The sequence below is a fragment of the Mesorhizobium sp. B1-1-6 genome (genome assembly GCF_006443035.1).
GTDB lineage: Bacteria > Pseudomonadota > Alphaproteobacteria > Rhizobiales > Rhizobiaceae > Mesorhizobium.
The window spans coordinates 80,198-106,819 of sequence record NZ_VFWR01000011.1 but is presented as its reverse complement, the minus strand read 5'-3'; the positions used below and the strand labels follow the sequence as shown (position 1 = coordinate 106,819).

Here is a 26,622-nt window from a genome sequence, read left to right as displayed (position 1 = left end):
CGCCAGCCACTATTATCCTCACTCCGCCGCCTCCCGTTTGGCCGTGGGCGATCCGGTTGCGAGCAGCAGGGGCAGGCAGAGGACATAGAGGGTCGCGCCCGCGACCCACACCATGCCTGGGAAGACCATTCGAGTGCGAAAATAGAGCATGGCGATCACGAGTGGTCCGAACACCGAGACCAGGCTCGTCATGCTGGTGAGCACACCTTGCAATCGCCCCTGGTGATTTGCCGCGACACGTGACGTCAGCAACGATTGCAGCGCCGGGGCTCCGATGCCGCCGAGACAGAAAAGCGGCAACAGCGCGAACGCCATCCAGCCTCGCCAGGCCAGCGCGATCGATACATAGGCCGTGCTGTCGGCAAGGATGGCGACCATGAGCGCTCGCCTTTCGCCCCAGCGCTCGGCGATCGGTCCGGCGACGAAACCCTGGGCGCCGGCATGGAAGAGGCCGAACAATGCCAGCGATATGCCCACGGTGAAAAGGCTCCAGCCGAACTTGTCCTGTACGTAGAGAACCCAGACCGTGCCGCCGACTTCGCCGACAAGGCCGAGCACGGTAAAGGCGCCGAGCAGCGGCAGGAGGGCCGGAAAAGTCAGGGCCCAACGCAGCGGCGCCAGCGGGTTGAACGACAGCGGCTCGCCTGTGCCGCCGACCCGCTCCGGCTCCGGCAGCAGAAGGAAGGCCAGCGCCAGATTGATGCCGGTGAACCCTGCCGCCGCCAGGAACGGCGCGCGCAGCCATACATCGCCGAGCAGGCCGCCGAGCGCCGGACCGGCGATGAACCCGACGCCAAAAGCGGCGCTCAGATGGCCGAAGGCGCGGGCGCGCCGCTCTTCGCTGCTGATGTCGACCATATAGGCGGAGGCCACCGCCATGCTGGCGCCCGTTATGCCGGCGATCAGTCGGCCGACGAACAGCAGCGGCAGCGACGGCGCGAAGGTCATGAACAGATAATCGAGCATCGACCCGGCAAGCGACAGAAGCAGCACCGGCCGGCGGCCGTAGCGGTCGGACAACGCGCCGAGCAGGGGCGAAAACAGCACCTGCATCGCGGCATAGGCGGCGAGGAACGCGCCGAAAATCCAGCCAATGTCCTCGACATGGCCAACCTCGCGCAACAGCCCCGGCAGCACCGGCATGATCAGCCCGATGCCGGCCGCGTCCAGCGCCATTGCCGTCAGCACGACAAGATAGGCCCTTTTTATCGAGATGCTTCTTTCCTAAAATTTATCGGTGATAAGGTGGCGTTTATCACCGATAAATTGGCTGGGCAAGCGAGGTGCATATGAAGCTGGACAAGGCGCTGATCGTCGCGCAGGCGCTCGAGCTGTTGAACGACGTCGGCATCGATGCGCTCTCGACCCGGCTGCTGGCGCAGCGGCTCAAGGTCCAGCAGCCGGCACTCTACTGGCATTTCAGGACCAAGCGCGCCCTGCTCGACGCAATGAACGAGGAGATCCTGCGGCGCGGCCATGGACATCAGGTACCGCTGCCGGGCGAGAGCTGGCAGGAATTCGTACGCAACAACGCCCGCAGCTTCCGCGGCGCCTTGATGGCCTATCGCGACGGTGCGCGCGTCCATGCCGGTACCGAGGCCGATCCGGGCGATCTCGAACATGTCGAACGGTTGCTCACTTTTCTGCGCGAGGCCGGCATGCCTTCCGTCATGGCCATGCGGTTGCTGATGATCGTCGGGCGCTACACGGTGGGCTGCGTCCTCGAGGAACAGGCAGAATATCCGGCCGGCCCGGGTCGAGGTGCGGCGCTCGATGCCAAGGCAAGCGGTTACCCGCTGCTCAGCCAGGCCCTGGCCGATTATCGTGCGGGCGGTCACGAGGCGCTGTTCGAAAGCGGCCTCGACTTGCTGATTGCCGGGGCGCAGGCCGGCATCGCTGAAGGAGGCTGAGCGCGGCGATCCGCGTCTTGCCCGTCAGGCGGCAGGAGCGGGCGGGGCAAGCCATTGCCGCACGATCGTGGCATCGGGGTCGCCGATTTCATGGCCCGAAGCGACGATACGCGCGTCGACCTCGGCGCCGCGCTGGCTGAGCAGCGTTACCAGGGCCGGCGCGAAGGGTCCGTAGGTCAGGTCGGCGGCGCCGGCGACAATCAGCGCCTTGATGCCGGTCAGATCGGTTGCCGGCGTCTCGTCCAGCACCGGCATCGGCCGCAGCAGTGCCGCCCGTCCGACAAGGCCGGGATGGAGCAGCATCAGGCTGGAAACCAGATTGGCGCCGTTGGAATAGCCGAGGAAAGCCGCGCGCTTCGGATCGATCCGGTGCCGCTTCATGGCCTCGGCCATGAAGCGTGCGAAAGCGGCCGTCTCGCGGCGGATGCTGGCCTGCTCGAAGCTGGTCGGCGTGATCCGCTCGAACCAGCGGAAGCCGTCCTCCTGGACGATGCGGCCACGCACGGCGACCAGGCAGGCATGCGGTGCGATCTGCCTCGCCAGCGGCACCAGGGTCGTCTCGTCGACACCTGATCCATGCAGCAGGAACAGGCATTCGTCGCTGGCCCCGCCGGATCCGAAGAAGCGATAGGGAAAGGCCAGATCCAGCCGCGGCAGGCTGTTTTCGACGCTTGTATCGCTCATGCCGTATCCTTTTGATTACATTTCGTTTCACTCAATTTGCCGGCTTCAAAACGCAATATTTTCATGCTCCGCGAAAGTTGATTGAACCGGGCGCATTTCAGTCCGTTTCTGCGCCGATATACTCCATCGCGGAGGAATCGAAGCGGTGCGCCGGGGGTCGCATTGCTGGGCATGAACAACCAGCTTTGAGGCCTTTTGTCGATGACCACCCCAGTTCCAACCGAGCGCGATACGCGCATCGATGTGCTGCGTGCGCTCGCGCTGCTGACGATCTTCGTCGACCATGTGCCGGGCACGGCTTTCGACACCCTGACCTACAAGAATTTCGGCTTTTCGGATGCGGCCGAGGCTTTCGTGCTGATATCGGGCATTTCGGTCGCGCTTGCCTATGGCACGAAGTTCCGCCCGGGAGGCCGGCTGCTCGCGACGCTGAAAATGTGGCGGCGGGCAGGCGTGCTCTATATCGCCCATATCGTCACCACGATGGCGGTAATGGCATTGTTCTGTGCCGCGGCGGTGTTCGGCCGGCGGCCGGAACTGCTGAAGCTGATCAACATCGAACCGCTGATGAAGGACACGCCCGAGGTGCTGGTCGGCATCGTCACGCTCGGCCACCAACTCGGCTACAACAACATCCTGCCGGTCTACGCGGTGCTGCTTTTGCTGGCGCCGGCCTTCTTGCTGTTCATCAGCTACAGGCCGCTTGCAGCGCTGACCGTGTCCGGCCTGCTGTGGCTTGTAGCCGGCATCTGGCAGATCGCCCCGCCGAACTATCCCGAGCCCGGCCTGTGGTTCCTCAATCCGCTGTCCTGGCAGTTCCTGTTCAACATCGGCCTTGCCGCCATGCTGCATGTCAGGCGCGGCGGCGTCATTCCAGCCAACCGCTGGCTGATCGGTGCCGCCGCGGCCTATGTGCTGGCCGCGTTGGCATGGGTGCATAGTCCGCTTTGGGGCCAGGTGACCTGGTTCGACCTGCCGGTGGTGCTGACCGGCTTCGACAAGACATTCCTGTCGCTCCCGCGGCTGCTGCACATCCTGGCGGTCAGCTATCTGGTGGTGGCACTGCCTGCGGTCTCGAACCTGTTCCGCACCGGCCCCGACCATCCGCTGGCGATACTCGGCAAGCGTTCGCTTCCGGTGTTCATCGCCGGCACGCTGATCGCCATGGTTGCCCAGGTGATGAAGCTGATCAATCCCGGCGGCCTCGCCTATGACAGCCTGTTGCTCGCCGCCGGCATTGCCATGCAGTTCGCGCTCGCTTTCTATCTCGAATGGTTGTCGACCATCGGCGGTTCGGGGAAAGCCAGGACGACGCAAAAGGAAGCCAAGCCCGTCCAGCCGTCTTTCGGTATCTCGGCCGTGGCTAGAGCCAACCACTGAGGGTCAGCGAGCCCGGTTTCAGCGGCGCGGTGGAGCCGAGGAGGCGCGCACGATCAGTTCGACCGGCAGCAACTGCCGGCTGACCTTGCCGTCGCTTTCCAGGATTGCCTTGACGGCAAGCCGGCCCATCTCGGCGATCGGCTGTGCGACCGTGGTCAACGGTGGCTCGGACAACTCTGCTTCGGGAACGCCGTCGAAACCGATGACCGAAACATCATCGGGGACATTCAGCCCGCGCGCGCTCAGCCATTCAAGCGTTGCCAAGGCCATCCTGTCCGACATCGCCAGGATGGCCGTGGGTGGTTCGCCGGAAGCAAAGATCGTTTCCAGCCCCGCCTTTGTGGTGGCGGCATCGTTGGCGGTTTCGTAGACGGGCACTTTGGATGTATCGATGCCAACCCGCGAAAGCTCCCGGAAGTAGCCGGTGAGGCGATCGCGTGTCCCCGCATAGGCCGCGGCGCGAAGCTCTTCGGGCGAAATGATGCCTGTCCTGCCGTCGGCGAAAGGCAGCGCCAGCACGGCAAAGCGGCGATGCCCGAGTTCCGTCAGATGGCGCGCCGCCAGGCTGGCGCCGGCGATGTTGTCGACGCCGATCGCCGCGACGGATCCATCCTCCGAATCCAGGTCCAGCGCCACGAAGGGCAGTTTGCGCTCACGCGCCAATTCGACAAGGCGCGAGCCGCCTTCGATACAGAAGACGATGAAGCCGTCGACAAGGGCGCTCTGGATATTCCAGGCAAGCTGTTCGGTGTTGGCCGCCGAGACCAATGAGATCCCGGCCCCGGTCGCATCGCAGGCCTGCGAGATACCCGCCATCATCACGCGCGCGAAGGGATCCTCGAAGAAATAGGAGAGGGGCTCCGCGGTGGCCACGCCAATGGCGTTGACCTTGCCGGCCCGCAGCAGGCGGCCCTTGGGGTCGGGGCCGGCATAGCCCATCGCCTCGGCTGTCGCGCGAACGCGTTCGCGGACCTCTTCGCGCACGATCTCGGGGCGGCTGAAAACATTGGAGGCAGTGCCGTGCGAAACACCGGCGGCCTTGGCGATGTCGGCCAGCCGGACGGGTCGTCGATTGCCTGCGGTGAGTGACGCCATTTGCGCGTGCCTCCTGACATGCATTTAGCACGTTCCCGATTTGCATCTAGCACTTTCGTTGGATCGATTCAAATTTTGCTTGACCGGCGGCTTCCATAGGCCTATCTTTGAATCGATCCAACTAAGATCTGCCTGCTGGATTAAACCTAGATGGGAGGTGCGCCATGCATCCTGTTAACTATCTGTTCGAAGACATCTACCGCAACGACTGGAGCATCGGGTCGGTCGCCAACAAGTCCAAGCGCCGCGGCGGAACAAGCCCGTGGATTCGCGATCTGCGCTTCCTGGTGGCGCGCAAGCGGAGCTGACTGGCGTGAATTTTTTGCGTCGGTCTATTGGATCGATTCAATTCAAATCAAGAGGAGAAGAGCCATGCATCCCATGAAGCATCTGTTCGACGACATTTATCGCAATTATTGGGGCATCGGCACGGCCGCGGAGCGGCCAGAGGCGCCGCGCCGCGCGACGCTCTCAGCGCGCAACCGCGATCTTTGGATCCGACTTGAACGTCGCCGGGATTGAAACCGGCCGCGCATCTCAGGGTCGCCGACGCACCACGGCGGAGACAGCTATGGTCAGCCAGCCTGCGATGAGCAGGGTGCCTCCGATCGGCGCCGACATCGGAAACAGCCTCGATCCGAGAAAATCGCGGGCGAGAAGATCGCCCGTGAAAAGCACGAGCCCGACGAGCAGCACCAGGCTGGCTAACCGCAGCGGGTGATTCGCGTCGAGGAGACCGACGGCGAGAAACACCGGTGCGTGCATCAGCAGGAACGATGCCGCCGTACCGGTGAAGGCGCCGCCGAGATGTGCGGCGGCCGCCGACAGCGCCACGCCGGCCGCGCCCACGATGCCGGCGGCGAGCACAAGCAGACGGCTGCCGGTCGTTTCGGTCAGGTTCATGTCGACGCTCCTTCGGTTGATCGGCTGGGCAGTTCGTCAGGGCTTGCCCGCTTCCATCAACATATTCCGCGTCCGCCGCGCCTGGACAATCCAGTTGTAGACCGCGCCGAGCGCCATCAGCACCGACGTGCCGAGAAACACCGCCCGCATGCCGAAATGGCCGCCGACGAAACCGCCGGCAAGCGGTCCGGCGACCTGGCCGACATATTGGGCCGAGATCGAAAGACCGAGCACGTTGCCGCCGACGCCGTCGGGAATGTTGTGGCGGATGACGCTGGTGATGCAAGGCAGCAAACCGCCGAGCGCCAGGCCCATCAGGAAGCGCAGCCCGATCAGTTGCCAGCCGTCGGTGACGAAGGCCTGCGGAATGAGCAGCAGCGCCGACACGGCCAGCGCGCCGACGACGACGTTCCAGTGACCGACGCGGTCGGCGAGCCTGCCAAGCCATGACGCCGACAGGATTGCGCCAAGGGCGGCCGCCGACATCACCACGCCGGCAACGAGCGTCACCCGGCTCTGGTCCTCGATCAGCTGCTGCACATAGACGGTGATGATCGGCTCGATCGACATGGTGGCGAAGGCCAGCAGCATGCCGGTCGTCAGCATGGCCACGACCGGACGCTTGTCGGCAATTTGCGACCAGCCGCTCTTCGGCTTTGCCGCCGTCGCGGCTTTGCTTGCTTGCGGGCGCTGGTTCTCCTTGATCAGGAATGTCGTCGCCAGAAAGGCAAGGAAGATGACGCCGCCGGACAACAGAAAGGTCGCGCGGATGCCGATTACCGGCGGCAGCGCGCCGCCGAGCAAGGGGCCGACCAGCGAACCTGCCGTGATGCCAGCGGACAAGACACCGAGCGCCCAGCCGGAGCGGTCCTTCGGCGTCTGCATGGCCACCAATATGGTCGAGCCGGAGGAATAGCCGCCGGCAAAGCCGATCAGCAGGCGCAGCAGCACCAATTGCCAGACCGTCTCGACCATTCCGGTCAGCGACATGCAGATCGCCATGCCGAAGGAGGCGCGCACCAGCATCAGCTTGCGGCCGTAGCGGTCGCCGAGCCGTCCCCATAACGGCGCAACGAGCGCCGCCGCGAAGAAGGTCGCCCCATAGGCGACGCCCGACCATTGCACGATCGCCGCATGGCCCTCGACGCCCAGTTGCTCGACATAGAGCGGCAGGAACGGCAAGAGCAGGGTCATGGCGATGAGCGTGCTGAACGAACCCGCGAAGCAGACGGCGAGATTGCGCCGCCAGTGGATATTGTAGCCGCCCTGTTCCGTATCGTTCTGCGTCATGCCGTGCCTGCGTGTGCCAGGGATTGTTGTGGATACCATTTTGGGATACCAAGTCGGTATCCGTCATGGACCCACAGCCCGACCGCTGTCAATGCGGGCACGTGAAAAGGCAACAACGATGTCGCAGATGCACAACGTCGAACGGCAGCTCCGCGAGATGATCCTTGGACTTGAGATCGGCCCGGGTGAGAAACTCACCGAGCGCTGGATCGAAAGCCGCTTCGGCGCCTCGCGCACGCCGGTCAGGGCTGCGCTGCTGCGGCTCGAAACCGAAGGGCTGGTCGGCAGGGACGGGCGCGGCTGGACGGTCTCGCCCATCAACCTGGCCGAACTCGAGCAGATCGCGGTCTACCGCGAAGCGGTCGAGGTCGCGGCCTTGCGGCTGACATGCGGGCTTGCCGACAGAAGTGCCGTCGATGTCATCGAGGCTATGCTCGTCTCCTGCGACGACGACACTCCGCGCGAGGAATGGCATCGCGTCGGCATGGATTTCCACATCGAGCTGGCGCGACTGTCCGGCAATGAATTCCTGTTTCGGGCCGTCCGCGACGCGATGACCAGGCTTTCGCGCGCCCGTTGGCTGGAGGTACGCGATGGAGCGGCCCTTGGCCGCGCCTGGGCCGAACATCATGCCATCCTGGCCGCCGTGCGGAGCGGCGATGCACAGGAAGCCGCGCGCTTGCTCTCGCAGCATATCGTGGGCAGTCGCGACCGTCTGTTGACGTCGCTGGCCAATGATCGCCGCGGCCTTCGCGCCAGGGGATTTGCCGTCGTGGCGGCATAATGCGGCCTGCAGGGCAGGCCACTCGCCGCCGAAAAAAGGACCACCGGCCCCGAGCCCCACTTTCGGCCTCGCTTCGCGGACGCCGATGGCGTAGGACCGGGCGATGGAAAACAACCGATTTGAAGTACCCGTGACCGTCAAATCAGTCACGGCGGGAAGTACACAGCTCTTACGCTCGGCCCGCGAGGCTTCCGACTATCTCATGAACAGCTGGCCCGGCAAGCGCACCCCCAAGCATCGCGCGGCGCTGCAGGCCTGCCACGATGCGCTGGCCGGCGACAAGCCGGCCATGAACGCAAGGCGCGCCTTTATCGCGGCGGCGCGTGAAGTGGACGTCTTCGTCAGCGACAAGGCGCCGGCCTGATCCAGGCCGGATTGCCGCCGCGCGCCGTCATTCCTCTGTTTCAATCTCGGCGTCAGTCTCGGGTTTCTGACGCTCCCGCGCCGCAGCCTTGGCCGCCAGCTTTTCGGCCTTCTTGGCCGCCTTCTGGCGATCGCGTTCCTTGCGTTCCTGATCGTAATTTGGTGCTCGTGCCATAGCGGCTCCTTTTTTGCTGTTCTTGTGGGCTGACTACGCGTCGTTCGCCTTCCGACGTCTCGGAGCCGGCACCAGGGTTCCTATAAGCTGCTTCGGTCGATCACAAGGTCGGCGGCGCCGAAACGCTCCTTTGCCGTCAACTGCTGATGCCAATAGGGATAGAGCAGGGGCGGGCGGCTGACCGCGTCGAGGCGATCACGTTCCTCGCCGGTCAGCGTCAGGCTGGCCGCCGCGATATTGTCCCTGAACTGGGCCTCGTTGCGCCCGCCGATCACCAGGGAGCTGATAGCCGGCCGGCCAAGCAGCCAGGCAAGCGCCACCTGTGCGGCGGACACACCGCGGGCCTTGCCGATTTCGACCAGCACATCGACGATCCGCCACAACCGGTCCTCGTCGCGGATCGGCGGTTCGGACCAGCCGGCGACCTTGCGCGCGGTCGGGCTGTCACGGTGATACTTGCCCGACAGCAGGCCGCCCGCCAGCGGGCTCCACACCAGCACGCCCAATCCCTGGTCGACCGAGATCGGCAGCAGCTCGTATTCGGCTTCGCGTGCTTCGAGCGTGTAGTGGATCTGCTGGGTGACGAAGCGCGGCTGATGGCGGGTGTCGCTGATGGAGAGCGCCTTCATCACCTGCCAGCCGGAATAGTTGGAGCAGCCGATATAGCGGATCTTGCCCTGGCCGACCAGCGTGTCGAGCGCGGCGATGGTCTCTTCGAGTGGCGTCACGCCGTCCCATTCGTGCAGGAAATAGATGTCGATGACGTCGGTCTTGAGCCGCTTCAGGCTCTTCTCGCATTCGCGGATCAAATGATGGCGCGACAGGCCTTCGTCATTGGGACCGTCGCCGATGCGCATGCGCGCCTTGGAGGCGATCAGCACGTCGTTCCTGCGCTTGCCGCCGAGTGCCTCGCCGATGATCTCCTCCGACAGGCCGTCCGAATAGACATTGGCCGTGTCGATGAGATTGATGCCGGCATCGATGCACAGATCGATCATGCGCTTCGCCTCGGCGAGATCGCTGTTGCCCACAGCCGCGAACGGGCCGGCGCCGCCAAAGGTCATGGTGCCCATCGTCAGCGCCGAAACCTTCAGGCCGGAACGGCCGAGAGTGCGGTATTCCATGTCAGTCCTCGCGATTGAGAAGAATGGCCCGATCAGGTTGCTGGATTTGTAGGACAATCCGTGCGGCTTGTCGCCCTCCGGCCCCAGCACACCGATGAGCGGCCGTGGCGTGCCCCTGCAATAAAACCGTCATTGCCGGCCTATACTCAGTCGATCAGGGCGTTGCGCGCCGCCGTCAGGACGCGACCAGTGCGCCCGGTCGTTGCCGGAGGCGGCAGCTTGCAGATGGAGGAACACCAGATGAATGAATCCATACCCAAGTCCGGCGCCCGGGACTGGCTGGAAGCCGAACTCGCCGACACGCTCGACGAGGACTATGAACTGGAGATGTCGGAACCAGCGCTGTCGCTGGAGTTCGCCAGGATCTACAAGAACGCGCATCCGCCTTCTATCGACCGCATGCAGTATTTTCGCGACCTGATCGGGCTGCAATCCGAGCTGATCAAGCTGCAATCCTGGGTCGCCTACCACAAGAAGAAGCTTGTGGTGATCTTCGAAGGCCGCGATTCGGCTGGCAAGGGCGGCGTCATCAAGCGCATCACCCAGCGGCTCAACCCGCGCATCTGCCGCGTCGTGGCGCTTCCGGCACCGACCGAGCGAGAGACGTCGCAATGGTATTTCCAGCGTTATGTGCCGCACCTGCCGGCCGGCGGCGAGATCGTTCTGTTCGACCGCTCCTGGTACAACCGCTCCGGCGTCGAGCGGGTGATGGGTTTCGCCGGGGCCGATCAGGTGGAGGAATTCTTCCGTGACGTGCCGGAGTTCGAGCGCATGCTGGTCCGTTCGGGCATCACGCTGGTCAAATACTGGTTCTCGATCACCGACGAGGAACAACAGATGCGCTTCCTGATGCGCATCCACGATCCGATGAAGCAGTGGAAGCTGTCGCCGATGGACCTGCAGTCGCGGGTGCGCTGGGAACAGTACACCAAGGCCAAGGAAGAGACCTTCGCCCGTACCAACATTCCGGAGGCGCCCTGGTTCATCGTCGAGGGCAACGACAAGAAGCGCGCCCGGCTGAACTGCATCGACCACCTCTTGCAGCAGGTTCCCTACGAAGAGGTGCCGCACGAGGAGATCAAGCTGCCCGAGCGCGTCTTCAATCCCGAATACGAGCGCCAGGTGCTGCCGAGCGAGCTCTACGTGCCCGAGAAGTATTGAACGAGAGTTTGTCCTTCTCCCCGTATAGTGACGGGGAGAAAGGATCTGCACCAAGGGTTGCCAATTCCCACTGTCGCAGACAACTAATTCCTAAGTCCGCTTGATGACGACATGCGTGGCAAGCGGCGTCGCTACTTGTTCGCTGCACGCGTAGCCGAGCTTCGGCATATCAATCCCGGCGAAGAGGTGCTCGCCGGAGCCGAGCAGCACCGGCGAGATCGCCAGATGCATCTCGTCGATGAGCCTCTCCTGAATATATTGCCGGACGGTGGCGACGCCGCCGCCGACCCGCACATCGCTGCCATTAGCCGCTGCCCTTGCCTGCTCGAGCGCCAAATGGATGCCATCCGTAACAAAGTAAAAGGTCGTGCCGCCTTCCATGACGATGGGCTCGCGCGCATGGTGGGTCAGCACGAAGACCGGCACATGATAGGGCGGGTTGTCGCCCCACCAGCCCTTCCAGTTTTCGTCGGCCCATTCGCCGCGGATCGGCCCGAACATGTTGCGGCCGAGGATCCAGGCGCCGACATTCTCGAAGCTGCGCGCCGCGAACGCCTCGTTGATATCGGTTGTGCCGCCATCGTCTCCGAGCACCATTTTGCGGAAGGTGCGGGTACCGATCATCCATTTGTGCAGGGCTTCCCCACCGACGCCGAGCGGGTTTTTCAAATCCTGGTCGGGACCGGCGCCGTAACCGTCGAGCGACAAGGTGAATGCGTTGACGCGAAGTCTGGACATGGAAAGCCTCCTCAGACCAGTTGTATTTTGCAAGCAGTTACTTTCTAGCAAACCGATTGCAAATTGCAAGTAGTATTTTCCGCGATCGAAAAGATGCATATCCGTACTTCGCCTATGCGATGTCCAGAGTGTTGCCTGATGGTTGGTTCGGATGCCAAAATGGCGGCTGCCGAGACAGCCGCTATACCGGCTCATTTGCCGGTGGGTCCATGAAGAGCATATGGTTTGAAGGCGCTGGGGAAACTATGCTCTCAGCATCTCCGCCACCTCAGGGGCGAAATAGGTCAAAATGCCGTCGCAGCCGGCGCGTTTGAAGGCAAGAAGCGATTCCAGCATGACCTTTTCGCCGTCGATCCAGCCATTGGCGCCCGCCGCCTTGATCATCGAATATTCGCCCGACACCTGGTAGGCGAAGGTCGGCATCGCAAATTCGTCCTTCAGCCTGCGGATGATATCGAGATAGGGCAGGCCGGGCTTGACCATCAGCATGTCCGCGCCTTCGGCCAGGTCCTGCTCGGCTTCGCGCACCGCTTCGTCGGAATTGGCGTGGTCGATGTAATAGGTCTTCTTGTCGCCCTTGAGCAGGCCGGCCGTGCCGACCGCCTCGCGGTACGGCCCGTAGAAGGCGGAGGCGAATTTCGTCGCATAGGACATGATCGCCACGTCCTGAAAACCGTTTGCGTCGAGCGCGTCGCGGATCGCTCCGATGCGGCCGTCCATCATGTCGGACGGCGCGATGATGTCGGCGCCGGCCGCTGCTTGTATGACGGCCGCCGCGGTCACCTGTTCCACCGTCTCGTCATTGACGATGAGACCGTCGCGCAGAATGCCGTCATGACCATGGCTGGTGAACGGGTCGAGCGCGGCGTCGGTGATGACGCCGATCTCAGGCACCGCGTCCTTGATCGCGCGCGTGGCGCGGTTGATGACGTTGTCGGGATCGAGGATATGCGAGCCGGTCTCGTCGCGCAGCGAAATGTCCACATTGGGAAAGGTGGCAAGCGCGGGGATGCCGAGCTTCGCCGCGCGTTCGGCCTCCTTGACGGCAAGGTCGATCGACAGGCGGAAGACGCCCGGCATGGCGGCGATCGGCTCGCGCACTTGTCTGCCGTCGACGACGAAGATCGGCCAGATCAGGTCGTCGACGGAAAGCTTGTTCTCCTGCACCAGGCGCCGCGACCAGTCGGCCTTGCGCATGCGTCGCAAGCGGCGGCTGCCGGTGATGTCGTCGACGCTGCGCGCGCCGGCAGGTTTTGCGGGGGTGAATCTGTTCATCGCCAAAACTCTCGTTTGGCCGGCTTTTATCACGCACCCGTGGTGCTGACCAATGCGACACGTTTGTGCCAGCAATCCGGTCGGGTCCTTATTCGGGTTTCCCGTTGCCCGAAAGGATCTGCGCCGCACCGCGCATGCCGACACGGAACGCCTCGTCGAAGCCGACGCCGCGCACTTGCCAGGCGTAGGTCTTGCCGGCCTTCGCCAGCCGCCAGTCGGCGATCCAGCCCAACTCCTTGTCGCTCCAGACGATGCTGCCGGAAAGCGCCTGGTCGGCGCCGGCCGTTTTCGCAACCCTGTCCAGCTTCGCCATGTCGGCGTCGCGCATGATCCTGTCGTCCAGCCCCGCCTTCGACAGCAGCGCTGCCGTTGGGAAGGTTACCTGCATGGCGATCGGCGCGGCGGCATTGCCGAACGACTCGCGCATCAGCACGCCGCGCTCGTCATCGGCATCGAGCGCGAAATGCCTGACGCCGCGCTCGGTCGACAAGAACACCGCCAGCCGTGGCCTTTCGGTCAGCCATGGCCTGCTGCCGAGCGAAGCCAGCACCGGATCGATCATCGCCGGGCTGTACTGGCAGTAAAGATTGTGAGGCCGATCATACGTGCCCTGATCGTCATGGTTTGGAATGCCTTCCATGCGATCGCGGTAGCGAAAGCCCGCCACGAAGCTGCCGGCCTTGTCGCGCAGCGCCGCCATCTCCGGTTTCGCCGGCAGACGCTGGTCGCCGGAAACCCGGACCAGAACCGCGTCGAGGCAACGTTTGAAGCCGGCCTGACGGTTCTTCTCGTACCGACCGTTGACGATGGTCTGTGACTGATAAAGATCAGCGAGGCTTGCCGCCAGGGTCGGTTGCAAAGCCAGGCAAATGATGATCAGCCCGATCGTCATCGGCACGAGGCGCGCAAATCCAGCCATGAGCAACACCCCGTTGGAAACCCGCTACAGCTGCGCAGTCGCCGTGCGGTTCCCGGCGTTGCGGCCACAACGGCTCTTTTAGCACTAGGCTCCGGCACGAGCCAAGACGCGCTGCCGGCATGCCGGCCAAGACGCGCTGCCGGCATGCCGGCATTGACGCGGCCATGGGCCACGCTTTAGCACTTCAGTCCCGGCGGAGCGGGGGAGGGATTCTTTCACGATGGATTTTGGCGGAGGCGACGAGATCCGCTTCGAACATCTGGGCCGGGCCGGCATCGTCACGTTGACGCGGCCGCGGGCACTCAATGCGGTCACGCACGGGATGGTCAACGCGCTCGCCAAGGCATTGCACGCTTGGGAGCGGGACTGGAGCGTCGATGTCGTCGTCGTCAAGGCCGAGGGCAGGGCGTTTTCGGCCGGCGGCGACATTCTCCACATCTACGAGGCCGGCCGGGCCGGCAAGCCGCCCGTCGAGTTCTTCACCGACGAGTATCGGCTGAATGCCCAAATCGCGCGTTTCAAAAAACCTTATGTGGCGCTGATCGACGGCATCGTCATGGGTGGCGGCGTCGGCATCTCCTTTCATGGATCGCATCGGGTGATGACGGAAAATGCGCAGTTCGCCATGCCGGAGGTGGGAATCGGCTTTTTCCCGGATGTCGGCGCCAGCCATCTGCTGCCCGATCTTGGCGGTTCCTTCGGCATGTACCTGGCGCTGACCGGCAATCGTATCCGCTATGGCGACGCGTTGTGGTCCGGGCTGGCCACGCATACGATCAAGGCGCAGGACCAGGCTGGCTTTCTCGACCAGCTCGCCGCCACCGGCGATCCCGAATCGGTGCTGCGCGGCTTCTTCATCCCGGCGAAGCGCGAGACGGACAGGCAGGTGCTGGAGGCGATCGCCCACCACTTCGCGCAGGCGTCGCTTGCCGATATCATCGGCAGCCTGGAGCAGGCGGCAGGGAGCGATGAGTTTGCGGCAAGGACGCTGGCGACGATCCTGACGCGCTCGCCGACCAGCCTTCGTGTCGCCTGGCGCCAGATCACTGCCGGCCTGACGCTGCCGATGGATCAATGCATGAAGATGGAGTTCCGCATCCTCAACCGGATGCTCGCGGGCCACGATTTCTACGAAGGCATACGCGCCACCATCATCGAAAAGGGTTCCAAGCCGCAATGGCTGCCGGCAACCCTCGATGCGGTCGACGACGCGGATGTCGATGCCTATTTTGCCTCGCTCGGTGAACGGGAACTCGCGCTATGAGTGAGGTGACGTCCAGACGCGTCGTGCTTCAGCCTTCAGGGGTGGAGGTTATCTTCGCCTGGTTCCAGCGAATCATATCAGGATACTGCCTGCTGTTCGGTATCCTGTACTGGATCAGGCTTATCGGCTTCTATCCCGGCTCGCTGTGGCGCTTCGACCTGATGCCGGTCCACTGGCAGGTGACAGCGGTGATGCTCGCCGTGTTTTTTCCCTTTGCCGCAGCCGGCCTATGGATGCTGGCTTCCTGGGGGCCGGTGATCTGGTTCATCTGCGCCGCGACGGAGATCGTCATGTATGCCGGCTTTCCCGAACTCTTCGGCCGCCGCCCGCTCATCGTCGTCTCGCATGCGGGGGTGGCGCTGCTCTATGTCGTTTTCCGCCTCGTCATCTATCTGCAGAAGCGGACGCCCCGGACCTGAAGCCGGCACGCGCCGCCGGCGATCCGGCGGATCGGATTTCGCCCTGAAATCATTGGCTAAATCTTTAGGTTAATTATCCTTGCTCGAGTGACCGTTCGTTAAGCGTCTTGCGAAACCTATTACCGGTAAGCTCTTGTTAGCCTTGGCGTTTAAGTCGAATTTTATGAGTATTCGATAGTGTCGCGATCAAGGTGAAAAACAAAAAATCACCAGGGCGACAAACGAGAGGCAAAGACAATGATCAATTCGCGTCCGGCGGCAAAGACCGCCAACGTTTCCGACGATCGCCGCGAGGCAATCCGTTCCCTTTACATGGAATCGCTCCAACTGGTCGAGCGCCTGCACCGCCGTCTGCTCGACGTGATCAAGGACGAGTTCGACCGCAATGGCCGTTCCGACATCAACGCCATCCAGGCGCTGCTGCTCTTCAACATCGGCAATTCGGAGCTGACTGCCGGCGAGTTGCGCTCGCGGGGCTACTATCTCGGCTCGAACGTCTCCTACAATCTCAAGAAGCTTGTCGATCTCGGCTTCATCAACCACCAGCGCTCGCGCATCGACCGTCGTTCGGTCCGCGTCTCGCTGACGCCGAAGGGCAACGAGGTGGCGGACGTGGTCGCCGGTCTCTATGAGCGCCATGTCGGCTCGATCGAGCAGGTCGGCGGCATCAACACCGACGAATTCAAGCAGATGAACCGCGCCCTCCAGCGCCTCGACCGCTTCTGGAACGACACCATCGCTTACCGGATGTAAGCCACATCCCCAATCAGAAGCCGCGCCACAGAAGCGCGGCCGCAACAGCGACCTCCAGTCAGGGCCGGTGCCGAAAAGCATCGGTCTTTTCTTTTCGTTGCGCTGGCCGAAGCAAATTGCGGGCCAAGGCCACGTTGCCGCCATATTCCAATGGAACCGAAGATGGCAGTGATGCTGTGGTGAAGACCATGAGTTCACCAGCAGCCGCGTAGCCTTGCGCGTTTTCACACCGAGGTGATGCGGACCATGGTTGGCTAATTGTTAAGATTGCCAATTTTAGAGTGCGGGCGAGATCGCCCGATGATCAACGCAGCAAGTGTTCGAACTGCTACAAATGTCTGGAACGTCCATGAGAACCAGCCGCCGTTTCTTCCTTTCCGGAGCCTCCGCGCTCGCAGCCGCCGTTGTTGCCGGCCGCGCCAGCGCGCAGGATGTGATCGGGGACATCCTGAAGTCCTCGGCGCGCGGCAACTGGGACGATCAGTTCGACGCCCGCGCCAGCGCAGGCGGCAAGGTGGCCTCGACGCTGCCGATCTTCAGCCCGCAGACCGTCGCCTTCACCGAGCAGGCTGTGGCGCAGTACCAGAACATTGTCGGGCAGGGCGGCTGGGTCGAGGTTCCCGCGACCAAGAAACTGCAGCTCGGCGTCGACGATCCCGATGTCGTGCCGCTGCGCAAGCGCCTGATGGTCGCCGGCGACCTGTCGCAGAGCGCCGGCATCTCGACGGCCTTCGATTCCTATGTCGACTCGGCGGTCAAGCGCTTCCAATTGCGCCACGGCCTGCCGGCCGACGGAGCGCTGGGCAAATATACCTACGCGGCGATGAACGTTTCGGCGCAGATCCGGCTCGGCCAGTTGCAAACCAATCTCCAGCGATTGAAGGAGAAGGCGGGCACGCTTGGCAGCCGTTATGTGCTGGTCGATATTCCGGCAGCGCAGGTTGAGGCGGTCGAGAACGATCGCGTCGTGCTTCGCCATACCGCGATCGTCGGCAAGATCGATCGCCAGACACCGATCGTCAATTCCAAGATCAACGAGATCATCGTCAATCCATATTGGAACGCGCCGGTGTCGATCGTGCGCAAGGACATCATCCCATTGATGCGCAAGGACCCCGATTATCTCAAGAACAGCCATATTCGCCTGTTTGCGCCAGATGGCAGCGAAGTCGATCCGATGAATGTGGACTGGTCGACCGACGACGCGGCCAAGTACCGTTTCCGCCAGGATCCCGGTTCGGACAACGCCATGGCGTCGGTGAAGATCAATTTCCCGAGCCCGGACGGCGTCTACATGCACGATACGCCGCAGCAGAGCCTGTTCGGCAAGATGATGCGCTTCGATTCCTCGGGTTGCGTACGCGTGCAAAACGTGCGCGACCTCGTCACTTGGATCCTGCGCGACACGCCCGGCTGGGACCGCCAGCATTTCGAGGCTGCGATCAAGACCGGCGAAAACACGCCGGTCCAGGTCACCAACCCGGTGCCGGTGCATTTCCTCTATCTCTCGGCTTGGTCGACGGGCCCCGGCGTCGTCCAGTTCCGCGACGACATATATGGCCTCGACGGAAACAACGAGCTGCAGATCACTTCGTCGCTTTAAGCGATTGATTATTCAGAAAAAGGCTGCTCTTGAGCGGCCTTTTTCTGTCGCCGTCGCCAAGCCGTTCACACCGCCGCTGACCTCCAACTCTGCGTAGGCGCGCTCCGGCTGGACGAAGCGCGGGCGATTGCGCATGGTCGGCAAAACTGCCGGAAATCGGACCATGCAAGTTGCCGTCTTCATCCTCGTAGTGCTCGTCCTGGTGGCGCTTTCCGGTGCATTGGTGCGGCTGGTGCGGCTGCCGCTGCCGGTGCTGCAGATCGCCATGGGTGCTGCGCTGGCCTGGCCGGCGCGCGGGCTGCATGTCGAGATCGATCCGGAACTGTTCCTGCTCGTATTCATTCCGCCGCTTCTGTTCGCCGATGCCTTTGCTGCGCCCAAGCGCGAGCTTGTCGCCTTGCGTGGCCCCATCCTCGACCTTGCCATCGGACTGGTCTTCTTCACCATCGTCGGATTTGGCTACGCCTTGCATTGGCTGGTGCCCAGCATCCCGCTCGTCGTCGCTTTCGCGCTCGCCGCGGTGCTGTCGCCGACTGACGCGGTGGCGGTGTCTTCCATAGTCGACAGGAACATCGTTCCGGCGCGGCTGATGCATATATTGGAAGGCGAGTCGCTGCTCAACGACGCCTCGGGCCTAGTCATGTTCCGCTTTGCCGTGGCGGCGGCATTGACCGGCAGCTTTTCCTTCGCCGCGGCCTCGCTGAGCTTTCTCTATGCCGTGGCTGCCGGCATCCTCGCCGGCATGGCGGCGCTGTTCGTTGCCGCCAAGGCGCTGCAACTGCTCAACCGCATCGGCGGCGTGCCGGCGGAGGCGCAGGTTCTGGTCATGATCCTGGTGCCTTTCGTCTCCTATCTCGGCGCCGAGCATATCGGCGCCTCGGGCATCCTGGCGGCGGTCACCGCCGGCCTGTTGACCGGAGTTTCCGGCATGTTCCGCTTTCTCGGTGTCTCGGCGCGCATGCAGACGATGTCGCTGTGGTCGACGCTGTCCTTCGTCTTCAACGGCGCGCTCTTCATCCTGCTTGGCCTGCAATTTCCCGATATCATCCGTAAGGTGCCGCCGGAGTTGTCCAGCCGGCACTGGATCATCGAGCCGGTGCTGACAGTCCTGCTGCTGACCCTTTGCCTGATCGGCCTGCGTTTCCTGTGGATATGGATCGGCGACATGGCGGGCGCCATGGCGGCGCGGCTCGGCAAGCGAAAGGCCGAGCCGTTCGGCCTGCGCGTGCGGCTCGCCGGATCGGTCGCCGGCGTGCGCGGAGCGATCACGTTGGCCGGTATCCTGTCGCTGCCGCTCACCTTGCAGGACGGCTCGCCGTTCCCGGCCCGCGACGTGGTGATCTTCCTCGCCGCCGGGGTCATCATCTGCTCGCTGGCCATCGCCAGCCTCGCGCTGCCGAAGATCGCTCGCGGGCTGGTCGAACCGGGCGAGGACCTGGCAGCGGCCGAGGAGCGCCGGGCGCGGGTCGGCGCAGCCAATGCGGCGATCGCCAGGATCGAGAGCATCGCCAATGAGGCAGGCGAGGGCGGGGCCGTCGAGGCACGGCTCGCCGTTGCCGACAGCATCGTCGCCGGCTACCGGCGCCGCATCGCCGCCTCCGACGAGGCCGACGAAGCGCGTGCCGAGGCGCGCGAGGCGAGCCGTCTGGAGCTTGAACTCAGGGCGGCCGGCATAGAAGCCGAGCGCGCCGCGCTACGCGCCATGTTTCTCAGCCGCGAGATCAATGACCATACGATGCGGGCGCTGTTTTCCGAGATCACCTTGACCGAGGCTCTTCTGAAGCAGCGGCGCGACAGGAAATAACGGTTCGCCGCTCTGCTTGCCGCAATCCGGCCAGCAAATTTCGCGCCGCAAACGTGGCGAGGCGAAAACAACTGTGTTAATGGCGCGGCGAACCCAATCCTGTCACACAAAAATGTGCAGGGGTTTGGGACAACGGCATGCGCAAGACAAAACCGACCTCCGGACCTAAGGAATTCAGGCCATGGCAACAGCAGCGGCAGCGTCGAACAAATTCGAATCCTTCTTCGAAACCACGCTGGAAGATGCCGATCCGGAAATTTTCGGCGCGATCCGCAACGAACTCGGACGCCAGCGCCACGAGATCGAACTGATCGCGTCTGAGAACATCGTCTCGCGCGCCGTGCTCGAAGCGCAGGGTTCGATCATGACCAACAAATACGCCGAGGGTTATCCGGGCAAGCGCTACTATGGCGGCTGCCAGTTCGTGGATGTCGCCGAGGAGCTGGCGATCGAGCGCGCGAAAAAACTGTTCGGCTGCAACTTCGCCAATGTGCAGCCCAATTCCGGCAGCCAGATGAACCAGGCGGTGTTCCTGGCTCTCTTGCAGCCGGGGGACACCTTCATGGGCCTCGACCTCAATTCCGGCGGGCATTTGACGCACGGCTCGCCAGTCAACATGAGCGGCAAATGGTTCAAGGTCGTGTCCTACGGCGTGCGCAAGGACGACCACCTGCTCGACATGGACGCCATCGAGAAGACGGCGCATGAGACGAAGCCGAAGCTGATCCTGGCCGGCGGCACCGCCTATTCGCGCATCTGGGACTGGAAGCGCTTTCGCGAGATCGCCGATGCGGTCGGCGCCTACCTCATGGTTGATATGGCCCACATCGCCGGCCTCGTCGCCGGCGGCGTGCATCCCTCGCCGCTGCCGCATGCCCATGTGGTGACGACCACCACGCACAAGTCGCTGCGCGGCCCGCGCGGCGGCATGATCCTGTGCAACGACGAGGAGATCGCCAAGAAGATGAACTCGGCGGTGTTCCCCGGCCTGCAGGGCGGACCGCTGATGCATGTCATCGCCGCCAAGGCGGTTGCCTTCGGCGAGGCGCTGAAGCCGAGCTTCAAGCTCTATGCCGAGAGCGTCGCCGCCAACGCCAAGGCGCTGGCGTCCAGCCTACAGGAGACTGGCCTCGACATCGTGTCGGGCGGCACCGACAACCACCTGATGCTGGTCGACCTGCGCCCCAAGAATGCCACCGGCAAGCGCGCCGAGGCAGCGCTTGGGCGCGCCAACATCACTTGCAACAAGAACGGCATCCCCTTCGACCCGGAAAAGCCCTTCGTCACCTCCGGCGTGCGGCTCGGCACGCCCGCCGGCACAACGCGCGGCTTCGGCCAGGCCGAGTTCCGCGAAATAGGCAAGCTGATCGCCGAGGTGCTGGATGGCCTCAAGGCCGCCAATTCCGATGAGGGCAATGCCTCGGTCGAGGCCGCGGTCAAGGCCAAGGTCGTGGCGCTGACCGATCGATTCCCGCTCTACCCTTATCTCGGTTGACCTCGCGCCACGCGTCATCTCTTATCCGCCAGCGGCGCGCCGACCCCCGATCGGTCGACGCGCCGAACTGGAGACCAGACGATGCGTAATTTCCGTCCCGCCATCCTTGGCGCCCATGGCTTGCTGGCCGTTTCCCTGACATTGCCCGGGACTGCCCTTGCGCAGACCGCCCCTGAAGTGCCCGCCACCGCTACCTTCGGCAGATGGACAACCATCGTCGATACGCTCGACACCGGGCAGGATGCGCGCAAGACCTGCGCCGCTTCGACTGCCTTTTTCGATGCCAGCGGCAATTCGGGCACGCTGACGCTGTCGATCTCGAACGGCGACGCCATGCCGCCGGACGCCTACCCGGCCATCATGCTTATTGTCGACAACCGGAACCTGCCCACTGGCAAGAAGATCGCCGCGACTTTTGGTGATCCTGGCGTCAAGGTTTCCGCCACCGTCTATTCGAACGATGCCGTGAACGGCCGTCCCAGCTGGACGGTCGACAACCAGCCCAAGACCAGTCTCGCGCTCTTGCGAGCCATGCGCAAAGTCACCTCGCTCGATGTCGCTTTCGGCAAAGAGGCTTTCGCCAGCATTCCGATGGACGGCTTCACTAAAGCCTACCGCAACCTCGGCACATCATGCGGCTTTCCGACCAAGGACGTTGCACCCTAGCCAAGCGCGCGAAGGCGGGTGCTGGCAATCTGCCTCGCGGCTCGCTATCTCTGACGCGAAAGGGTCTGCGTGCCTTGCCATCGTGGCAAAAGGCTCTAAGCCTTTTCGCCTCACCAGATTCGTGAACCCAAGGCTCTCAATGCGCTGTCCCTATTGCCAGTCCGAAGATACGCAGGTGAAGGATTCGCGCCCCGCCGAGGATGGCGCGGCGATCCGCAGGCGTCGCGTCTGCCCCGATTGCGGCGGCCGTTTCACCACCTTCGAGCGCGTGCAGTTGCGCGACCTCGTCGTGGTCAAGAAGTCGGGGCGAAAAGTGCCTTTCGACCGCGACAAGCTCTTGCGCTCCGTCGAGATCGCGGTGCGCAAGCGCAATGTCGATCCCGAGCGCATTGATCGTGCCGTGACCGGCATCGTGCGCCAGCTGGAAAGCTCCGGCGAGACCGAAGTGGCCTCGGGCGAGGTTGGGCGGCTGGTCATGGAAGCGCTGAAGTCGCTCGACGACGTCGCCTACGTCCGCTTCGCCTCGGTCTACCGCAATTTCCGCGAGGCCAAGGATTTCCATGAGCTGCTGGGGGAATTGAAAGGCGACGAGGACAAGAGCGAAGAGGACGCTGGCTGAGCATGGCGGAACACAGCGAGGCCGGACAGGCAGCCCTTGACCGCCGTTTCATGGCAGCCGCACTCAGACTGTCGCGCAGGAATGCGGGCCGGACCTCAACCAATCCTTCCGTTGGTACACTCATCGTGCGCGACGATGGCTTGGGCCCGATGATTGTCGGCACCGGCGTCACCGCTGTCGGCGGCCGCCCGCATGCCGAGACCGAGGCGCTCGCCGAAGCGGGCGAACTGGCGCGCGGCGCCACCGCCTACGTCACGCTGGAGCCTTGCGCGCATCACGGACGCACGCCGCCTTGCGCCAACGCTCTGGTCAATGCCGGCATCGCGCGCGTCGTTGGCGCCGCCAGCGACCCCGATCCGCGCGTGTCAGGCCAAGGCTACGCGATCCTGCGCACCGCGGGCGTCGATGTTGTGGAGAATGTCCTGGCGGCGGAGGCCGCCGAGCAGATGGCCGGCTATCTCATTCGATCGCTTAGGAAACGGCCGGAAGTGACTCTCAAGCTAGCGCTTTCCAGCGACGGCAAGATCGGCATGGAAGGTGTTGGGCAGGTGTCGATCACAGGCGACATTGCGCGCCGTGAAGTCTATCTAATGCGCGCCGAAGCCGATGCCATCCTGATCGGCATTGGCACGGCGCTGGAGGACGACCCGGCGCTGACGGTGCGCTTGCCGGGATTGGAGAACCGGTCGCCGGCGCGCATTGTGCTCGACAGGCAGATCAGGCTGCCTGAGACTTCGAAACTGGTGTCCGGTGTCGACAGGGTGCCGCTCTACGTCGCGGCTTGCCTGGAAGCCGATCCTCTGCGGCGGGCAACGCTCGAACGCGCCGGCGTGCGTTTCATCGGCACCGAGACGCATGAAGGCGGCGTGGCGCTGCCGGAACTGCTCGAGGATCTTGCTGCGCTCGGTATGGCCAGCGTGCTGGTCGAAGGTGGAGCCAAGGTGGCCAGCGCCTTCCTGTCGGAGGGCCTGGTCGACCGCATCGTGCTGTTCCGAGGACCGGAGGCGATTGGCAAGGGGGGCATTGCATCGCCCATCGATGCCAACCATGTCCCGGCGGGATTTCGCAAACTGCGCGAGATGCGGTTCGGCGAGGACAGCTACGCCGAGTGGATAAGAGACTTTTAGGATCAACACCGATGTTTACCGGCATTGTTACCGACATAGGCACCGTCGCGGCCGTCAAGCCGCTGCGGGAAGGCGTGGGATTGCGTATCGACACCGCCTATGATCCCGAAACCATCGCCATCGGCGCCTCGATATCATGCGGCGGCGTTTGCCTTACCGTGACGGCCTTGCCCGACAGCGGCTCGAACGCGCGCTGGTTCGAAGTCGAGGCCTGGGAGGAGGCGCTCCGGCTGACGACGGCGATGGGCTGGAAGTCAGGCACGCGCATCAATCTTGAGCGGGCGCTGAAGATCGGCGACGAGCTTGGAGGCCATATCGTGTCGGGCCATGTCGACGGCACCGCCGAGATCGTCGAGCGCAAGGACGAGGGCGATGCGGTGCGCTTCACGCTGGAAGCGTCGCGCGAGCTGGCGAAGTTCATCGCGCCGAAAGGCTCCGTCGCGCTCGACGGCACCTCGCTCACCGTCAACAAGGTGGAAGGCACCCGCTTCGACGTGCTTCTGATCCACCATTCGCTGACCGTCACCACCTGGGGTGAGCGCCAGGTCGGCGACCGCGTCAATCTCGAGATCGATACCATGGCCCGCTATGCGGCGCGCCTGGCGGAAGCGGCGAAAGAGGGGCTTTGAGCATCGCCGAGCTGTTCATGAGGAACTAGCGGTGATGGAAAACAGGAATTCCAAAGTGCAAGCGCGGCTGGGGTGGCCGATGTAGATGCTGGCCGAGTAGTGGCCCACGCCATTGTTGCCTGGGCTCAAAGCCTCGCTACAGACTGTCCGATCTCGGTACCCCGTCCCAATGAGGCAATCTTGTGCTTGCGATCAATCCGGCTTCGGCCTAAGTCACCGGCGATCCCGGAGACATTTATGGCTGGCACATCCCAACACGGCAAAGCGTTCATTCGCCCGAAGAAGAAGGCCCACCTTCTCGTTATCGAGGCACGCTTCCACGACGATCTTGCCGACGCGCTGCTCGAAGGCGCGACGAGCGCGCTTGACGAAGCGGGTGCGACCTACGACGTCGTCACCGTTCCAGGTTCGCTCGAAATTCCCGCCGTCATTACCTTCGCGCTGGACGGCGCGGCGGAAGGCGGCATGAACTATGACGGCTTCGTCGCGCTTGGCACCGTCGTCCGCGGGGACACCTATCACTTCGATATCGTCGCCAATGAATCCAGCCGCGCACTGATGGACCTGTCCGTGCAGGACTCGGTCTGTATCGGCAACGGCATCCTGACCACGGAAAACGACGCACAGGCCTGGACGCGAGCCAAGCGTTCGGAGGGCGACAAGGGTGGCTTTGCCGCGCGCGCGGCGCTGACCATGATCGCGCTCAAGGAACGACTGGGAGCGCGATCGTGAGCGACCCCGCTTCGCCCGGACAGCCCACGGTGCGCCACGCCAACAAGCGCGGCGCGGCGCGGCTTGCCGCCGTGCAGGCCCTCTATCAGATGGATGTCGCCGGCAGCGGCGTCTTCGAGATCACTGCCGAATACGAAGCGTTTCGCCTTGGCAAGGAAGTCGATGGCGCGCTTTACCGCGAGGCGGATGCCCAATGGTTCCGCGCCATCCTCACCGGTGTCGTCGAGGACCAGAAAACCATCGATCCGGTTATCCGCCAGGCGCTGACCGATGACTGGCCGCTGTCGCGCCTCGATTCGACACTGCGCGCAATCCTGCGCGCCGGTGTCTACGAACTGATGAAGCGCGAAGACGTGCCGGTGGCGGTGATCGTTTCCGAATACGTCGATATCGCCAAGGCTTTCTACGAGGAAGACGAGCCGAAGCTGGTCAACGCCGTGCTCGATCGCGTCTCCCGTCGGGTGCGTGGCGAGGGACGCGGCAAGGACGCTTCATGACGGCGGTCGCCATCGAGGCGGCCAGGGAGGCGCGGCGCACCGCGTTGATCCTCGCCGCCTCGCAGGCGATCATTGGTTCGGCAGCGCCCATCGCCATCTCCATGGGCGCGCTTGCCGGTCAATATCTGCTCGGCCCGGACAAGTCGCTGGCGACGGCGCCGATCACCGGCTTCAATCTCGGCGTGGCACTCGGTGCGCTGCCGGCGGCGGCCATCATCCGCGCCATGGGCCAGCGCGGCGGCTTCATGACCGGTACGATCGTCACCGCGCTTGGCGGTCTGGTCGCGACGCTGGCACTCTTCCATGGCAGTTTTTGGCTGTTTGCCTTCGGCCTGACGGTGATCGGTGTCGGTGGCGCCTTCGTCCAGCAGTTCCGCTTTGCCGCCGCCGACAATGCGCCGCCGCAGTTCAAGGCGCGCGCCATCTCCTTCGTGCTGGCGGGCGGCATCATCACCGCCATTCTCGGACCGCAGATCGTCATCTTCACCCGCGAGTTGTTCGCACCGGTGATGTTTGCCGGTTCGTTCGCATCCATCCTGGTGCTAGCCGCCGTCGGCGCGGCGATCCTGTCATTGCTGCGCCTGCCGGCGAGGGCCGCCGCCGGCGGAACGGAAATTGCCGGCAGCGATGCCCGGCCCTTGGCCGAGATCGTCACGCAGCCGCGTTTCGTCGCGGCACTCTTCTGCGCGGTCGGCAGCTATGCCCTGATGAGCTTCGTCATGACCGGCGCGCCGCTCGCCATGGTCGGCTGCGGCCTGTCGGAGGACGATGCGACGCTCGGCATTTCGTGGCATGTCATGGCAATGTTCGGGCCGAGCTTCTTCACCGGATCGCTGATCCATCGCTTCGGTGCTGAACGCATTGTCGCGGTCGGCCTCCTGCTGCTGATCGGCTGTGCGGTCGTCGCGCTGTCCGGCTTGGCGCTATGGCAATTCTGGACGGCGCTGATCCTGCTCGGCCTCGGCTGGAATTTCGGCTTCATCGGCGCCACGGCCATGGTCGCGGCAAGCTACCGGCCTTCCGAAAAGGGCAAGGTGCAGGGGTTCCACGACTTCGTCCTGTTCGGCTCCGTGGCCTGCGCCTCGCTGATGTCGGGCATGGTCTACAATGCCTGGGGCTGGACCATGCTGAACTGGATGATCTTTCCCGTCACCGTGCTATGCTTCGTCGCGCTCGGCGCGCTGAGGATTGCGAGCTTGCGTCTGGCTTGACG

At 63.7% G+C, this 26,622-nt stretch carries 30 protein-coding genes; 20 read left to right on the top strand and 10 right to left on the bottom strand.

Annotation, left to right across the window (positions count from 1 at the left end; translation table 11 throughout):
- Positions 1-18: 18 nt before the first annotated feature.
- Positions 19-1,209: a TCR/Tet family MFS transporter gene (locus FJ979_RS22070; protein WP_210241479.1), complete on the bottom strand. Its 1,191-nt coding sequence runs from the start codon at positions 1,207-1,209 to the stop codon at positions 19-21.
- Between the two features lie 80 nt (positions 1,210-1,289).
- Between FJ979_RS22070 and FJ979_RS22065 the strand changes: the two genes are divergently transcribed.
- Positions 1,290-1,910: a TetR/AcrR family transcriptional regulator C-terminal domain-containing protein gene (locus FJ979_RS22065; protein ID WP_140583742.1), complete on the top strand. Its 621-nt coding sequence runs from the start codon at positions 1,290-1,292 to the stop codon at positions 1,908-1,910.
- Positions 1,911-1,934: 24 nt separating this feature from the next.
- Here FJ979_RS22065 and FJ979_RS22060 read toward each other — a convergent pair whose 3' ends face one another.
- Positions 1,935-2,594 carry an alpha/beta hydrolase gene (locus tag FJ979_RS22060; protein WP_140583740.1) on the bottom strand — a complete coding sequence of 220 codons (660 nt, stop codon included), beginning with the start codon at positions 2,592-2,594 and terminating at the stop codon, positions 1,935-1,937.
- A gap of 201 nt (positions 2,595-2,795) precedes the next feature.
- Here FJ979_RS22060 and FJ979_RS22055 point away from each other — a divergent pair, with 201 nt between their 5' ends.
- A complete protein-coding gene (locus FJ979_RS22055) occupies positions 2,796-3,974 on the top strand; it encodes an OpgC family protein (RefSeq protein ID WP_140583738.1) in 1,179 nt (392 codons plus the stop codon).
- Between the two features lie 18 nt (positions 3,975-3,992).
- Here the strand turns inward: FJ979_RS22055 and FJ979_RS22050 are convergent, their stop codons facing one another.
- The gene (locus tag FJ979_RS22050) at positions 3,993-5,069 is read right to left on the bottom strand and encodes a LacI family DNA-binding transcriptional regulator (RefSeq protein WP_140583736.1); all 1,077 of its coding nucleotides are present in this window, start codon (positions 5,067-5,069) and stop codon (positions 3,993-3,995) included.
- 164 nt (positions 5,070-5,233) lie between these two features.
- On the opposite strand from FJ979_RS22050, the gene FJ979_RS22045 reads away from it, so the two are divergent.
- Positions 5,234-5,377: a hypothetical protein gene (locus FJ979_RS22045; RefSeq protein WP_140583734.1), complete on the top strand. Its 144-nt coding sequence runs from the start codon at positions 5,234-5,236 to the stop codon at positions 5,375-5,377.
- Positions 5,378-5,450: 73 nt separating this feature from the next.
- Complete coding sequence (locus FJ979_RS32665) at positions 5,451-5,591, top strand: hypothetical protein (protein ID WP_181167406.1); 141 nt, start codon at positions 5,451-5,453, stop codon at positions 5,589-5,591.
- 15 nt (positions 5,592-5,606) lie between these two features.
- On the opposite strand, the gene FJ979_RS22040 is transcribed toward FJ979_RS32665, so the two are convergent.
- Both FJ979_RS22040 and FJ979_RS22035 read right to left on the bottom strand, forming a co-directional pair.
- Positions 5,607-5,972, bottom strand: a complete 366-nt coding sequence (locus tag FJ979_RS22040; RefSeq protein ID WP_140583733.1) for a DUF423 domain-containing protein — start codon at positions 5,970-5,972, stop codon at positions 5,607-5,609.
- Positions 5,973-6,008: 36 nt separating this feature from the next.
- Positions 6,009-7,262 (bottom strand): multidrug efflux MFS transporter, encoded by a 1,254-nt coding sequence (locus FJ979_RS22035; RefSeq protein WP_140583731.1) that lies wholly within the window; start codon positions 7,260-7,262, stop codon positions 6,009-6,011.
- Positions 7,263-7,380: 118 nt separating this feature from the next.
- Between FJ979_RS22035 and FJ979_RS22030 the strand changes: the two genes are divergently transcribed.
- Both FJ979_RS22030 and FJ979_RS22025 read left to right on the top strand, forming a co-directional pair.
- A complete protein-coding gene (locus FJ979_RS22030) occupies positions 7,381-8,046 on the top strand; it encodes a GntR family transcriptional regulator (protein ID WP_140494070.1) in 666 nt (221 codons plus the stop codon).
- A gap of 130 nt (positions 8,047-8,176) precedes the next feature.
- On the top strand, positions 8,177-8,410 hold the full coding sequence (locus tag FJ979_RS22025; protein WP_246670991.1) for a DUF982 domain-containing protein: 234 nt from the start codon (positions 8,177-8,179) through the stop codon (positions 8,408-8,410).
- A 27-nt stretch (positions 8,411-8,437) separates the two neighbouring features.
- Here the strand turns inward: FJ979_RS22025 and FJ979_RS22020 are convergent, their stop codons facing one another.
- Both FJ979_RS22020 and FJ979_RS22015 read right to left on the bottom strand, forming a co-directional pair.
- Positions 8,438-8,584, bottom strand: a complete 147-nt coding sequence (locus FJ979_RS22020) for a hypothetical protein (RefSeq protein ID WP_140494066.1) — start codon at positions 8,582-8,584, stop codon at positions 8,438-8,440.
- A gap of 80 nt (positions 8,585-8,664) precedes the next feature.
- Positions 8,665-9,708 (bottom strand): aldo/keto reductase, encoded by a 1,044-nt coding sequence (locus tag FJ979_RS22015; RefSeq protein ID WP_140583730.1) that lies wholly within the window; start codon positions 9,706-9,708, stop codon positions 8,665-8,667.
- A 240-nt stretch (positions 9,709-9,948) separates the two neighbouring features.
- Between FJ979_RS22015 and ppk2 the strand changes: the two genes are divergently transcribed.
- A complete protein-coding gene (ppk2, locus tag FJ979_RS22010; protein ID WP_140583728.1) occupies positions 9,949-10,869 on the top strand; it encodes a polyphosphate kinase 2 in 921 nt (306 codons plus the stop codon).
- Positions 10,870-10,959: 90 nt separating this feature from the next.
- On the opposite strand, the gene FJ979_RS22005 is transcribed toward ppk2, so the two are convergent.
- From FJ979_RS22005 to FJ979_RS21995, 3 genes are all read right to left on the bottom strand, one after another.
- Positions 10,960-11,607, bottom strand: a complete 648-nt coding sequence (locus FJ979_RS22005) for a dihydrofolate reductase family protein (protein WP_140515683.1) — start codon at positions 11,605-11,607, stop codon at positions 10,960-10,962.
- A gap of 243 nt (positions 11,608-11,850) precedes the next feature.
- Entirely contained in the window at positions 11,851-12,882 is a 1,032-nt protein-coding gene (gene hemB, locus FJ979_RS22000; RefSeq protein WP_140515685.1) for a porphobilinogen synthase, read from the bottom strand.
- 88 nt (positions 12,883-12,970) lie between these two features.
- Complete coding sequence (locus tag FJ979_RS21995; protein ID WP_140515687.1) at positions 12,971-13,801, bottom strand: DUF2066 domain-containing protein; 831 nt, start codon at positions 13,799-13,801, stop codon at positions 12,971-12,973.
- Between the two features lie 220 nt (positions 13,802-14,021).
- On the opposite strand from FJ979_RS21995, the gene FJ979_RS21990 reads away from it, so the two are divergent.
- The 13 genes from FJ979_RS21990 (at position 14,022) to FJ979_RS21930 (ending at position 26,620) form a co-directional block, all read left to right on the top strand.
- Positions 14,022-15,065, top strand: coding sequence for an enoyl-CoA hydratase/isomerase family protein (locus tag FJ979_RS21990; protein WP_140515689.1), 1,044 nt, complete (start codon positions 14,022-14,024; stop codon positions 15,063-15,065).
- The gene (locus tag FJ979_RS21985; protein ID WP_140515691.1) at positions 15,062-15,484 is read left to right on the top strand and encodes a DUF6163 family protein; all 423 of its coding nucleotides are present in this window, start codon (positions 15,062-15,064) and stop codon (positions 15,482-15,484) included. The genes FJ979_RS21990 and FJ979_RS21985 overlap by 4 nt, the downstream gene beginning before the upstream one ends.
- A gap of 237 nt (positions 15,485-15,721) precedes the next feature.
- Positions 15,722-16,237, top strand: coding sequence for a winged helix DNA-binding protein (locus FJ979_RS21980; protein ID WP_013896002.1), 516 nt, complete (start codon positions 15,722-15,724; stop codon positions 16,235-16,237).
- Positions 16,238-16,586: 349 nt separating this feature from the next.
- A complete protein-coding gene (locus FJ979_RS21975) occupies positions 16,587-17,840 on the top strand; it encodes a murein L,D-transpeptidase (RefSeq protein ID WP_140494050.1) in 1,254 nt (417 codons plus the stop codon).
- A gap of 163 nt (positions 17,841-18,003) precedes the next feature.
- Positions 18,004-19,644, top strand: coding sequence for a Na+/H+ antiporter (locus tag FJ979_RS21970; RefSeq protein WP_140583727.1), 1,641 nt, complete (start codon positions 18,004-18,006; stop codon positions 19,642-19,644).
- 181 nt (positions 19,645-19,825) lie between these two features.
- The gene (gene glyA, locus FJ979_RS21965; RefSeq protein WP_140494046.1) at positions 19,826-21,139 is read left to right on the top strand and encodes a serine hydroxymethyltransferase; all 1,314 of its coding nucleotides are present in this window, start codon (positions 19,826-19,828) and stop codon (positions 21,137-21,139) included.
- An 81-nt stretch (positions 21,140-21,220) separates the two neighbouring features.
- Positions 21,221-21,805: a hypothetical protein gene (locus FJ979_RS21960; protein ID WP_140494043.1), complete on the top strand. Its 585-nt coding sequence runs from the start codon at positions 21,221-21,223 to the stop codon at positions 21,803-21,805.
- A 139-nt stretch (positions 21,806-21,944) separates the two neighbouring features.
- Positions 21,945-22,424, top strand: coding sequence for a transcriptional regulator NrdR (gene nrdR, locus FJ979_RS21955; RefSeq protein ID WP_010915593.1), 480 nt, complete (start codon positions 21,945-21,947; stop codon positions 22,422-22,424).
- Positions 22,421-23,551, top strand: coding sequence for a bifunctional diaminohydroxyphosphoribosylaminopyrimidine deaminase/5-amino-6-(5-phosphoribosylamino)uracil reductase RibD (ribD, locus tag FJ979_RS21950; RefSeq protein ID WP_181165168.1), 1,131 nt, complete (start codon positions 22,421-22,423; stop codon positions 23,549-23,551). The genes nrdR and ribD overlap by 4 nt, the downstream gene beginning before the upstream one ends.
- Positions 23,552-23,562: 11 nt before the next feature.
- Complete coding sequence (locus FJ979_RS21945) at positions 23,563-24,180, top strand: riboflavin synthase (RefSeq protein WP_140494039.1); 618 nt, start codon at positions 23,563-23,565, stop codon at positions 24,178-24,180.
- 237 nt (positions 24,181-24,417) lie between these two features.
- Positions 24,418-24,912, top strand: coding sequence for a 6,7-dimethyl-8-ribityllumazine synthase (ribH, locus tag FJ979_RS21940; protein ID WP_140494037.1), 495 nt, complete (start codon positions 24,418-24,420; stop codon positions 24,910-24,912).
- The gene (gene nusB / locus FJ979_RS21935) at positions 24,909-25,409 is read left to right on the top strand and encodes a transcription antitermination factor NusB (RefSeq protein WP_140494035.1); all 501 of its coding nucleotides are present in this window, start codon (positions 24,909-24,911) and stop codon (positions 25,407-25,409) included. The genes ribH and nusB overlap by 4 nt, the downstream gene beginning before the upstream one ends.
- Positions 25,406-26,620 carry an MFS transporter gene (locus FJ979_RS21930; protein ID WP_140494033.1) on the top strand — a complete coding sequence of 405 codons (1,215 nt, stop codon included), beginning with the start codon at positions 25,406-25,408 and terminating at the stop codon, positions 26,618-26,620. Before nusB ends, FJ979_RS21930 begins: the two co-directional genes overlap by 4 nt.
- Positions 26,621-26,622: the final 2 nt, after the last annotated feature.